This window comes from Bifidobacterium sp. N5G01 (genome assembly GCF_002742425.1).
GTDB lineage: Bacteria > Actinomycetota > Actinomycetes > Actinomycetales > Bifidobacteriaceae > Bifidobacterium > Bifidobacterium hominis.
Window position 1 is genome coordinate 110067 of sequence record NZ_NJNP01000004.1, and the last position, 12126, is coordinate 122192.

At 44.4% G+C, this 12126-nt stretch carries 11 protein-coding genes; all 11 read right to left on the reverse strand.

What is annotated here, in order from left to right; genetic code table 11:
• Window positions 1-20: 20 nt before the first annotated feature.
• On the reverse strand, window positions 21-272 hold the full coding sequence (locus CE168_RS07040) for a DapH/DapD/GlmU-related protein (protein WP_081290046.1): 252 nt from the start codon (window positions 270-272) through the stop codon (window positions 21-23).
• A 456-nt stretch (window positions 273-728) separates the two neighbouring features.
• Window positions 729-2063: a glycosyltransferase gene (locus CE168_RS07045; RefSeq protein ID WP_099571737.1), complete on the reverse strand. Its 1335-nt coding sequence runs from the start codon at window positions 2061-2063 to the stop codon at window positions 729-731.
• A 35-nt stretch (window positions 2064-2098) separates the two neighbouring features.
• Window positions 2099-2629 carry an acyltransferase gene (locus CE168_RS07050; protein WP_236824356.1) on the reverse strand — a complete coding sequence of 177 codons (531 nt, stop codon included), beginning with the start codon at window positions 2627-2629 and terminating at the stop codon, window positions 2099-2101.
• Window positions 2617-4098, reverse strand: a complete 1482-nt coding sequence (locus tag CE168_RS07055) for a flippase (protein ID WP_099571738.1) — start codon at window positions 4096-4098, stop codon at window positions 2617-2619. The genes CE168_RS07050 and CE168_RS07055 overlap by 13 nt, the downstream gene beginning before the upstream one ends.
• 12 nt (window positions 4099-4110) lie before the next feature.
• Complete coding sequence (locus tag CE168_RS07060) at window positions 4111-5046, reverse strand: hypothetical protein (RefSeq protein WP_099571739.1); 936 nt, start codon at window positions 5044-5046, stop codon at window positions 4111-4113.
• Window positions 5043-6368, reverse strand: a complete 1326-nt coding sequence (locus tag CE168_RS07065; protein ID WP_099571740.1) for an O-antigen ligase family protein — start codon at window positions 6366-6368, stop codon at window positions 5043-5045. Before CE168_RS07065 ends, CE168_RS07060 begins: the two co-directional genes overlap by 4 nt.
• Before the next feature lie 56 nt (window positions 6369-6424).
• Window positions 6425-7267, reverse strand: a complete 843-nt coding sequence (locus CE168_RS07070; RefSeq protein ID WP_099571741.1) for an NAD-dependent epimerase/dehydratase family protein — start codon at window positions 7265-7267, stop codon at window positions 6425-6427.
• Window positions 7268-7294: 27 nt separating this feature from the next.
• Window positions 7295-8326 carry a glycosyltransferase gene (locus CE168_RS07075; RefSeq protein WP_180753744.1) on the reverse strand — a complete coding sequence of 344 codons (1032 nt, stop codon included), beginning with the start codon at window positions 8324-8326 and terminating at the stop codon, window positions 7295-7297.
• A 44-nt stretch (window positions 8327-8370) separates the two neighbouring features.
• The gene (locus tag CE168_RS07080) at window positions 8371-9603 is read right to left on the reverse strand and encodes a nucleotide sugar dehydrogenase (RefSeq protein ID WP_065446906.1); all 1233 of its coding nucleotides are present in this window, start codon (window positions 9601-9603) and stop codon (window positions 8371-8373) included.
• A 50-nt stretch (window positions 9604-9653) separates the two neighbouring features.
• Entirely contained in the window at window positions 9654-10718 is a 1065-nt protein-coding gene (locus CE168_RS07085; protein WP_270201875.1) for an NAD-dependent epimerase/dehydratase family protein, read from the reverse strand.
• 11 nt (window positions 10719-10729) lie between these two features.
• Complete coding sequence (locus CE168_RS07090; protein WP_099571743.1) at window positions 10730-11875, reverse strand: glycosyltransferase family 4 protein; 1146 nt, start codon at window positions 11873-11875, stop codon at window positions 10730-10732.
• Between the last annotated feature and the right edge of the window lie 251 nt (window positions 11876-12126).

A 12126-nucleotide genomic window follows, 5' to 3' on the forward strand; every position in this document is an offset into this window, starting at 1 on the left:
ATATAGTTACAATCTAATGATCATACGCATGATACCCACTCGCCACGCTTATGATCATATTGTTTGATAACACGCGCAGGATTCCCGACAGCAATAGAATAAGCAGGAATAGATTTAGTTACTACAGCCCCAGCACCAATCACGGCCTTTTCTCCAATCGAGACTCCACCTAAAATAATAACATTGTTACCGATCCATGCACCAGAACCAATAATCACGCCGTCACTGATATCCAATGGATTATCTAAATATGAATTCGCAACCGGAGACATACCATGGTTATAATCCGTAATGAAAACATTCGAAGCAAGTAATACGTCGTTTTTTAAAGTAATACTGCGAGCGCATTGTATGGTGAGATTTTTAGTTGCACGAACACCCCCCCCCCATTAAAATTTGAGGCTTGTAATCGAATACATTACTTTGATAGGAATCCCAACAGTATAATTTGCAATTATCACCAAGCGTGACCACTCCGGAGCAATGCACATATTCCGGATGTCGAAGATCGGAGTTTTTTCCTATTTTTAATTTCGCATTATTCGCCAGTAGTTTTTGCTTTAGCTTATACTGATGAATAGATTCACGTAAATTGTCTAGCATTATACCATCCTGTTAATCAATTGTTTTGTTATATGATATGAATTGGTTTTGCTCCGTCCTCATTATATGACGGCTTGTATCGCTGTGGCCGATAATACTTTTTGTATACGTTGAATCTAATCGTTCTACTTTGATGAAATCGTAGAAACGGGATCCATCTGCGGAACATCGATCAATGACTCATAGAGTTCAACGAGTCGTTGCACATAATCATCCTGTTTGCAACGTCCATCAACATAGTTCGAACAGGCTCCCTGCATGGTTTCATACCGCTGCCGGTCAACCGCTGCTGCCCGAACCAGCATCTCGGCAAGTTCCTGCTGGTTACCTGCCTCATATTGGAATCCAGTCTCACCGTCAACCACCAACTCGGGGATGCCACCGATGCGGGCACCGATTATCGGAGTCTGGGCAGCCAAGGACTCCAACCCGGAATATGGCATGTTTTCACGCCATTCAGAGCAAAGAACGGAGAAACGAGCATTACCGACCTGTCGTTGCAGATCCTCACCGGTTTTGTAACCTAGCAGATGCACACGGTTTTCGGCATGATGCTCAGCGACCAATTGCTCGATGGACATGCGCTCAGGACCTTCTCCAACAATCCTGAGCTGCCAGGCATCACCAAGCCGATCCTTAACAGAGAGGAACGCCCTGACCAGCGTCAGGATGCCTTTTTCACGGGAAAGACGACCGAAGAACAGGAAATACGGTTTCCTGTTCACATCTTCGAAGGTGGCGTCCTCAAACTTGTGATTATTGGTTACAAGCCGAGCCATATCCATCTGACTTGCGGTCAGAAAATTCTGTAGCATCACTACACGGCCATCATCGTAGCCACCCTGTTCCAATTTACGTTTCATAAACCCGGAAGGAGCGATAATCTTGTTGATTTTACTGTAGCTGTGATGGTATCGATAGAATGACGCTTCCAAAAAAGCCAAGGCACTTTTGGATTTGGAATCCTTTACACATGTTTTTTCAATCACATGTTTGAAATGACCGTCCAAACATGCGTCACATACCGTGCCAAGGCCATTGACCATGGTATAGGCCGGACAAATCAAAATATAGTCATGAGCGGTATACACCACCGGTACGCGATGCGCTTTTAGATACGGAGCATCAAGAATCGACAGGGTAATTTGCCGATGGACGTTGTTCATATGGATGACATCCGGTTTGAAATCTTCCAGCAGCATCTCGAATTTACGTTTTGCTTCAAAGGAATACACTAAAGACGAAGCCGCCTTCACTTTTTCCAGAGCGGAAGTTTTTCCCACATACTCTCTCTGCGAAACAAAGTACTCCGATTGCTCGCATGGCAGATTATCTGGATGATGCATGGAGAAAAAAGACACCTCATGGCCAAGGGCTTTCAGTCCTTCTGCCAATGCAAAAAAGTATGTCTCAGCACCGCCTTTGCGATAAAAAAACTTGTTAACCAGCAAAATCCTCATTGCATCATCCCCAACTACTCGTTACATCCACGTATCTACCGGAATAAAGCTTTTTCAACGGTTTTCCTCTTCTCCCTAGGAGACATGAACTTAGTATTCATAAAATCATGTATATGCTGCTCAGCATATACATCGATTGTTTTGATCACGCGTCCGGGAACGCCAACCACAATCGAACCGGCGGGAACATCATGCGTTAATACACAACCACAGCCGATAATGCAATTGTCGCCAATTGTCACGCCAGGCATGATGACAGCATTAAAACCAATATGAACATTGTTACCGATTTTAATACGTCCAAATAAATCAATATCTGCTAGCTCTGGAAAGACTTCGGGCAGATTCCGCAGTACCCATACGCCGCCATCATGCGTAACGAACTTCACGCCACTGGTTATTCTAACATAATCCCCGATTTCAATAAGATAAGGTTCACTTCCAAAATCCCAACCATTAAGAATTTCACAGTGATCACCAATCCGCATTCCTCGACCACGAAAGTAATGCAGATTCTGATTATTGTTACGCAATCGAATCATCAACTTCGAAATCAGTCTAGACAATCCCCTACTCTCCTGTCCTTACCTAACTTGTCATATTTTTTCAACAAAATACAACCGCCTAGCAACAAGCCAATCACAGCTGCATAACGAAGTATCGTGAAATGGTACAAAACCATCGAGGTGAAAGACAAAATAATTGTCGCCCATTGAATGACAATGATTGCCGAATCATTATATACAGTTTCACAAGAATCCGTAATCTTAAAATGTAATTTTCGGGAAATGAACATTTGCAAATAGGAAAGCAGCATAAATGCAATCAACATCGAATATGCGGCGGCTTGATACCCGAATAATGGAATCAACAATGCGTTAAGCACGATATTCACAATTGCAGCTGTAACTGAAGAGATTAGGATATACGACGACTTTTTATGGTAAAGAAGTACATTGGCGTACATGTTCGAAATCGCATTTTGAAATATAGCAGCAGAAATCGCAGGCATGATGTATATTGCCGAGTAATATTCATCAGTAGCCATTATCTTCACGACTTCAGGTGCCAGAAAAGTTATCAGAACACACACCATGGCATATACAGCAAGCAAAAGCTGCGACAGATTTTTGATTTTTTTCTTGCCCTCATTATTATCAATGTTTCGATATAAAAAAGGAATAAAAGAAGAATTAATGGCACTCCAAACTATAGTAGAAACCGTACTTATCGAACTCAGCGTACCATATATACCTACAGCAGAATCATTAACGAACCAGCCAATCATCACACGACCCGAATTGTTCAGAATCTGCGTAGCAAATTGATTGGCTATAAGTGGCAAGCTTAACGCCAGCGAAAAGCTCCAATACTTGAAATTAAATACTTTATGCCCGCGTACCATTATATATATCCATAGCACCAAAGCAACTGCATACAGTACACCATAATTGGCAATTAAACGTCCCTCCGCAACAGCTTCGCTATGATTGTTCCGCAAAAAGATAACAACAATAACTGACAGTACAGAAGCAACAATCGCGGACAAAATGGTTACAGCAGTAGCCGCTTTATAACGGTATTCATACCGTTGGCGCGCAAGCCAGAATTCCGTTGCCGGGGATACCAGAAAACCGATGACCATCAAGACCAGTAGGCTTCGGTCCAATCCCAGTATTTTGCTCCAAAAATTCGGCGCGATGAAATACAGCGCTGCGACGATACAGGACGATATTGTCGTTAATGCGAGAACAGAAGATTCATACTGATCACGCTCATGCTCAAATTCTTTAAGAGCAACCATATACCCGCCATACGTCAGCGATAAGGTTGCAATAACGGTCAGCGTGGATTGCCATGAGTTATACAAATTTACTGTACCAATTTCATCAGTCGACATGATACGCGTAAAAATCGGTACAGTAATAAAGGCCAATCCCTTAGAGAACAGCGAAGCAAAAGTATATGCTACTGCTGACTTTGCTCCCTGAGAAACATTCGGTATTCTTCGCTGCTTAGCAGAATGTTTGCCCATGATACACGCTCTTCATTCATCAATATCAAAACGATTTACCCAAGCGGCAATGGAATAATATGACTTAACGGCTTTATCGTACGGATGAAAATCTGAATCCATAAACTCTCGTAACTTTCCTTCATCCACATGATCAAGATCAATAATAAAAATATTATTGGGATCATAAAAATCAGCATATCGTAGTGCAGAATTAGTACTAATCAATTTTTTATCGCCGAAAATTGCTTCCATAATTCTCATGGAAAAACCATTTTGACCACTCTGCGTAATGTCAATAATCGCTCTACTCCTGGATACCCACTGCGTGTATTCCCGGTAAGGAACATAACTGCGACGGACCTCAAATGGAACATCAGCATTCGACAAATCGTTATCAATAACGACAAAACGTGGCTGCAATCCATTTCTGCTTAATAACGAGTATAAAGACAGTAACTTCGTTTTTCGATCTTTAACGAATCCAAGAAATATCGTGTCACACTGGATATGGTTAGATCGATCAATCAAATATGAAGGATCATACATAATGGTATTGAATTTAAGCTGATATTTATTGCAATCGTTTTGATCGTATGAGTAATACTCAAAGCCATATCTCGCCGCAGCAGCCAAATCATTCAACAAAGCTTTTTCATTTCGTACAACATTCCATGAATATATAAACCGATGTGAACGCGGAGATTTTTTTGCAATATTATGCATTAACATATCATCCAATGACAGTGCGTTATCAAAAACGATAATCTTGTCAAATTGATCCAATGATTTCCACCAGTCGCCATAAAACCACGACGAACCATTACACCCTATTTTTCGAAACAGCTTGCACAATACTGATTTTATTCCATGCATAACAGGGAAAACTGCGTGAATTTCCATGTCGTCAGAACGTAGATGGTTAAAGAAATAAAAATCCATACCAGGAACAAGAATCAAAGTCTTCATTGTGTTACGCCTTCCATATTTCGGGATACCGAAAAAATTTTCAACTTGCCTGTCATAATTTGCTGAGGAAACGAAACGACTGTATTTCGCGTGGTTAGGTAAATAGGGAATAACATCAATCCCGGGTAAAACAGGTACGTCTCACTGACCGTCGAATTGACAAACATGAAAATGAAAATCAATATTAAAAGTGGCTTTTTCATTCGCATGAAAACAGGGAGAAAGATAGTGACCATCATCAATAGCCAAAAAACGATTCCGTATACCGCTGCATATGTTGCTATACTTGCTGCAACAGCTGCTGGATCAATATTATCCCGTATGGTATTAAATCTATCAAATCCAATACCAAATAAATCTTCACTCAGCGCCTGAAAACTGGCTTGAACAGTCTCCATGCGGTATTGACCCGTGCCGTCGGAAATATTAATTCCTGACGCAGTTCCTCCAAATATCTTATTGATTACTTGAATATACAGTATGCTGTCAGTTCCCCGAATTACGTAATCAATAAGTACTGCCGCACCCGCAACAACCAATAGTAAAAGCAGATTCGCCTTAAATCCAAGCGCATTGCTCTCGCGTGAATGCATGCAGAAGAAGCAGGCAAGAATCACTATCATAGCAATGTACCCTGTAGTGGACTGACACGTTATCAGAGTGATAAAAATAATCGACACTAATGTTCGATATTGTTTTTCATTTTTCAGTCTTAGTTTGTCTTTCCAAAACAGAAGAATGAACAGCGCAGCATTAAGAACAATTTGGTACACGCCAGGTTCTGTATAGAAACCACAATTTCGTGTCGCATGTATTTCCAAATATGAATAGAACCACAATCCTTTTCCATGCAAGACAGTGGCCCACTGCCCAGTACCTAAATTCTGCGTCCAAAACGTTGTCGCTGGCCAAAGATCCACAAGGCTTGGAAATATACAGAAAACTGCCCAAAAAACAATACTGATAACAGCAAATACCGAAACTATTTTGACAAATCTCGTAAGGAACCATTGCTTATCAAATGCTATAGCAATATATGTAATAATAAGCATCGAAATGTTCTCAAGAAAACTGAGCGGACCGACACCGTTTGTCTTTGCGCGAATAGTTATCGTCGCCAATAAGAGAAGCACGCAAAACCATGGAATATAAGCATCTCTATATTTTTTTGAAAACAATAACAATAAAAAGTATGCACCGCACACTACGCCATACAGTATCGTGGTGTTCAAATAACGTGAAACGGCACAGCTCCCCGGAATAAGAAGCATTACATATAACAGCCCATACTGTATTATTTGCGTTTTTTTTCTGTAACTCATTTCCGATTTCCAGTAGTAGGTTGTTTGTCGATTCTTACTCTATTATAGTGAATCTTTCATGCCTTATCATCCTTTAATTTTTTGACGATAGAGCTTATTTTGGTATTATCCCCCCAAACTGCCTTGGAATCGTAAGGGCGATCAGGGAATGCACCATACTTTAATTTAATATCAAGATCATTTTCGCGAATGAACCGCTCAACTCGATCCGATAGTTTTTCCGGTCCACCCGAACAAATATTGATGATTCCAAGAACATCGTGCTGACTGATCGCCAGTGCTACCTGTTGGCAAAATTGCGGATAGTCCAAGAAATCATATTGATTCTTCCCCATTGTGAAAGGAAACTCTTTCTTTCCATCCTGTGCTGCTGCCACAATCTTAGAAAATATTGAATTACCATACTGCGTATTGCTAACAATGTAATATCCACGCAACCACTGAAACATTACATTATTCTGTTTGGCTATTATCTGCAAGGCATCACGCAATGCGTTTTTTGCAATACCATACATGTTCATCGGCCAGCAAGGAGTATCATCATGAATGCTTCCTTCATGAAATCCGATTTCATGCATGCTCCCCATACAGGCGATTTGCTGAATACCCGATTCGCACATTTGAGTCAGGAAGGCAACATGTTTGGGCAAATCCTCAAGGTGTGCCGAAGACATATGCACAAAACCATCTCTCCATGCCAAATGCAACAATACGTCCGGCTCATTGAAGCAATGGTAGGGGTCCTTCACTTCAAACAAATTCCCTTCTACACGCTTGGCCTTGCTATTCACACGATCACAGGACAAATCGGTCGCAATGACCTCGTTACCGAGCGCAAGAAGCTCATCAATGATTCCACGTCCAAGATATCCATTAGCACCAGTAACCAAAACTCGCATCATTTCTCCTTCACCTTTAATCGGAATCTATGCAGATTGAATAACCGACAGCCATTGCCTCGCTATGCTTGGCGCCGAAAGTTTTTGTCTTAACAATGAACTCTGTTCACTGAACCGCCGTTGCACATCTGGATGCGAAGCAATGTCAATCATCGCATCTGCAAGCCGTTCCTTGTTCCGTATAGGTACAAGATATCCGTTGACACCGTTTTCGATGACCATACGAGAGCCGCCAATGGGACAATCCGTGGCAATAGTGGGAATCCCTAGCGCCAAAGCTTCAATCATCGAATTCGACAATCCTTCAAAATCCGAGGAAAGGACAAACATCGTGGCATCGTAGATGCAATCATAGATATCTTTGCGGAAACCTTTAAATAAAACCTTCCCGTCAAGCCCAATATCATGAACATGACGCCGTAATTCATTTTCTTTCTCGCCCTCCCCATATATTTCAAATACATATTCAGGAAAACGAGAATTCAGTTCCTTGAACGCATCGATTGCCAGAGCAAGATTCTTTTGTGCATGCAAACGACAAACCGTCACTACACGCTTACTGCGATTGGACACTTCGCGAATAGGAAGTTTCTCATTTAATGGATTCAATATAACATGATATTTGCGCCTAGCGTATTTAGGATAGAAATCGCGGGCATCATAAGTCTGGAAAACTACCTTATCAGCACACGTATATAACCAAGGATGAATCTTAGATATGAACCTTCTATTCCCAAAAGCCCGATGAGGATCATTACGCTGCGATATGATAACCTTGTTTTTTCGTCCGATTCCCGCAAGAAGTGTGAAAAGATTCTGGTTGTCCATCATAGAAATAAAAGCCATTTCCGGAACGGCCTTCATTTTCTCTCTTATAGCTCGAACTTGCCCGATAAAGCCCAACTTCCGAGTCACGCATCCCGTATCAATATGAATACGCTTATCCAAGTCATACACGATTTGAGTGCTGTTGGTCAGCATCAACGTAACGTCGTATCCCGCTTTGATAAACTCATTCGCAAGTACGGACACAACTCGTTCCGCACCACCGCCGCTCATAGTGGGCATTACAAAACAAATCCTATTACTCATGATGAATAACCTCAGTCACGCTTGAACAGATCACGCGTGTAGACCTTGTTCTGCACATCGTCGAGACAGCTATCATATCGGTTTGCGATAATCACATCCGACCGTTTCTTGAACTCTTCCAAATCATTGACGACCAAGCTGCCGAAGAACGTGGAACCATTCTCCAGCGTTGGTTCATAAATGACCACGGTCGCACCCTTGGCCTTCACCCGCTTCATCACGCCCTGAATGCTGCTCTGGCGGAAGTTGTCGCTGTTCGATTTCATCGTCAGCCGGTACACGCCAACCGTCACCGGGTGCTCGGCATCCTTGTCATATTCGCTGTTCGCCTCATAATATCCGGCCTTCGCAAGCACGCGATCGGCGATGAAGTCCTTACGAGTGTGATTCGACTCCACAATCGCCTGAATAAGATTTTCAGGCACATCTCGGTAATTCGCCAGCAACTGCTTCGAATCCTTCGGCAGGCAATAACCACCATACCCAAAACTTGGATTATTGTAATGCGTGCCGATGCGCGAGTCCAAGCACACACCGTCAATGATCTGACGAGTATCAAGGCCTTTCGCCTCAGCATACGTATCCAACTCGTTGAAATACGCCACTCGCAACGCCAGATACGTGTTCGCGAACAGCTTCACCGCCTCGGCCTCGGTGAATCCCATGAACAGGGTATCGATATTTTCCTTGATTGCTCCCTCCTGCAGCAGCGCAGCGAACGTGTGCGCGGCTTCCACAAGCTTTGGGTCATTCAAATCGGTGCCGACCACAATGCGGCTGGGATACAGGTTGTCGTACAGGGCTTTGCTCTCACGCAGGAACTCGGGACTGAAGATGATATTCCCGCTACCGGTCCTTTCACGAATCGACTTCGTATAGCCGACCGGAATCGTGGACTTAATGACCATCACCGCATCCGGGTTTGACTTCATCACCAAGTCAATCACTGATTCGACCGCCGACGTATCGAAGAAATTCCTCTTCGAGTCGTAATTCGTCGGAGCCGCAATCACCACGAAATCCGCATCCTTGTAAGCACTTTCGCCATCCAGCGTCGCAATCAAATTCAGATTCTTCTCGGCCAGATACTTTTCGATGTAATCATCCTGAATCGGTGATTTGCGGTTATTGATCAAATCCACTTTCTCCGGGATAATGTCCACCGCCGTGACATGATGATGCTGCGCCAGCAATACGGCCAAACTCAACCCCACATAGCCGGTACCCGCAATCGCAATCTTCAACGAACCAAAGTCACGCATTTTCTTGTCCTTTTCTAATTTTTTGATAAAAGTTATTTCTTATCGGAAGTGTGATAGAAACCCGCATACCACTCGGCGAACCGACGTAGCCCTTCACGCAGGGATGTACCCGGACGATAGCCGAAATCATGCGCCAAAGCACTCGTATCAGCATAGGTGACCGGAACATCACCCGGCTGCATCGGAACCAGTTCCTTATGTGCCTCAAAGTCATAATCTTCCGGTAGTACACCGGCCCGGACCAGTTCCTCTTGCAATATAGTCACGAAATCCAATAGATTCTCAGGATGACCATTACCAATGTTGTACACGGCATATGGCGGTACGGGAAGCCCATCATTCCCTGTGGAACGATCCGGAGCCTTCTGCATCACACGAACGATGCCTTCGACGATATCGTCAATGTACGTAAAATCACGCTTGCAATTACCATAGTTGAAAATCTTTATCGTCTCACCTTTAATCAATTTATTGGTGAAACCAAAATATGCCATGTCTGGCCGGCCGGCCGGCCCATAGACCGTAAAGAAACGCAGTCCCGTGGAAGGAATGTCATACAGCTTACTGTATGCATGTGCCATCAATTCGTTGGATTTCTTCGTAGCCGCATACAGACTAACCGGATTATCCACTTTATCGCTCGTGGAAAATGGTACTTTCGTATTGCCACCGTAAACCGACGAACTCGACGCATATACCAAATGCTCAACAGGATGATGACGACATGCCTCAAGGATATTGAAAAAACCCACAAGATTGGACTGAATATAAGCATCGGGATGAGTAATGGAATAACGGACACCAGCCTGAGCGGCAAGATTTACGACGATTTCCGGCTGATACCGACTAAATAAAGCATCAATGGCCTTCTTGTCGGATAAATCCGCTTTAATGAACTCAAACCGCTCGTACTGTTCCAACTCGGACAAACGGGCATATTTTAGATGAACATCATAATAATCATTAACGTTATCCAGTCCAATGACCTGCACTGCGGGAATCGTTCCTAGCAAACGCTCCGCTAAATTCGATCCGATAAAACCAGCAGCTCCCGTAACTAGAATTGTTTTCCCCTCAAGACTGACTGCAGTCATCATGATTCCTTTCTTTATAGGTTCTCTTCGTCGGTTGCATATATGGCCAGCGTCCGTTCCGTCACCGCGTCCCAGTCGTATTTGCTGGTAATGAAACCGGTCGCATCAGCCTTGTATCGCTGCACGGCCTGCGGATCCTCCAACAGCCCCTGCAACGAATCCCGCAACGAATCCACGGAACCGTGCTCGAACGTGGCGGCCTTGTCCTCCACCACCTCCGTGCACTCGGGAATATCGGAAGTCAGGCAGCAGTTGCCGTAACTCATCGCCTCCAGCAGACTCATCGGCATACCCTCCAAATCGCTGGGCAGCACATATATATATGAGTTGCTGTACAGCTCCTGCAACGTGTGCCCCTCGACAAAACCGGTGAACACGATCCGCGGCTCCCCGGCCGCCTGCTGTTTGATCCGCTCAAAATACTCGTTGGAATCAGACGAACCGCCCGCAATCACCAGCTTTTTGTCCGTATCCAGCCGTTTGAACGCGTCGATCAGATAATGCACGCCCTTCTCCGGCACGATACGTCCCAAAAACAGTATGTAACCGTCTTTCGCCAAGCCGAACCGTTCCGTGATCTCCTGTGCCGGCACCCGCTCGCCACGCTCGATGCCGTTGGGAACGAACCGTGTCTCGCGTCCATATGTTTCATGGAAGTAATCCTGCACGTTGCGGCTCAGCACAATCACCTCGTCGGCGCATTTCGCTGCGGTACGTTCTCCGAATTTGAGATATGCGGAGGCGAACTTGCCCCATTTGGCACGCTGCCAGTCAAGACCATGAATGGTCGCTACCGTGCGAATGCCCGCCCAATGCGCCAGACGCAGCATGACGCAGGGACCTTCGGCATGATAGTGAATGACGTCCGGCCTCGTCACGATGGCACGCAACGTGGCGAAAAAGGAAGAGGATAGTGCGGCAAGCCCCCTGCCTTCAATGGTGGGAACGGAAACAACATTCACCCCGTGATAGGAGAATCGTTTACCATGTCCATTGGCCATGCCGTCGAATTCGGATCCGGCGATGTTGTGCCCGCTACGGTTATATGCAATGACCTGATGTCCACGATCGACCATTCGCGTAGCCAGCTCATCGACCACGATCTCAATGCCGCCCTCTCTGGAGGGGATGCGTTTATGCCCAATGAATGCAATCTTCATACTCAGATAGACCTCACGAGTAAAGAAAATCTACGCTCTTCACACCGCCAAGCATTACCAGCACAGACCCGCTTCCAGAAAGGATAATCCAGCATATACATAGTCCCCAATTCATACCTCATAAAGCACAGATTGACATGCCTACCAAAGACTTAGGAGACAGCTTTCTGAACCGCCGCCTAACTACAGTTCAGTGTTGCATCCCCCATAGACTGCATCATAGAGTATGGAGGGGGGTAAGACATCTACAA

Coding starts and splice junctions, on each gene's coding strand:
- CE168_RS07040 (WP_081290046.1), bottom strand. CDS start 272: ATGTCTCCGGTTGCGAATTCATATTTAGATAATCCATTGGATATCAGT.
- CE168_RS07045 (WP_099571737.1), bottom strand. CDS start 2,063: ATGAGGATTTTGCTGGTTAACAAGTTTTTTTATCGCAAAGGCGGTGCT.
- CE168_RS07055 (WP_099571738.1), bottom strand. CDS start 4,098: ATGGGCAAACATTCTGCTAAGCAGCGAAGAATACCGAATGTTTCTCAG.
- CE168_RS07060 (WP_099571739.1), bottom strand. CDS start 5,046: ATGAAGACTTTGATTCTTGTTCCTGGTATGGATTTTTATTTCTTTAAC.
- CE168_RS07065 (WP_099571740.1), bottom strand. CDS start 6,368: ATGAGTTACAGAAAAAAAACGCAAATAATACAGTATGGGCTGTTATAT.
- CE168_RS07070 (WP_099571741.1), bottom strand. CDS start 7,267: ATGCGAGTTTTGGTTACTGGTGCTAATGGATATCTTGGACGTGGAATC.
- CE168_RS07075 (WP_180753744.1), bottom strand. CDS start 8,326: ATGAGCGGCGGTGGTGCGGAACGAGTTGTGTCCGTACTTGCGAATGAG.
- CE168_RS07085 (WP_270201875.1), bottom strand. CDS start 10,718: ATGATGACTGCAGTCAGTCTTGAGGGGAAAACAATTCTAGTTACGGGA.
- CE168_RS07090 (WP_099571743.1), bottom strand. CDS start 11,875: ATGAAGATTGCATTCATTGGGCATAAACGCATCCCCTCCAGAGAGGGC.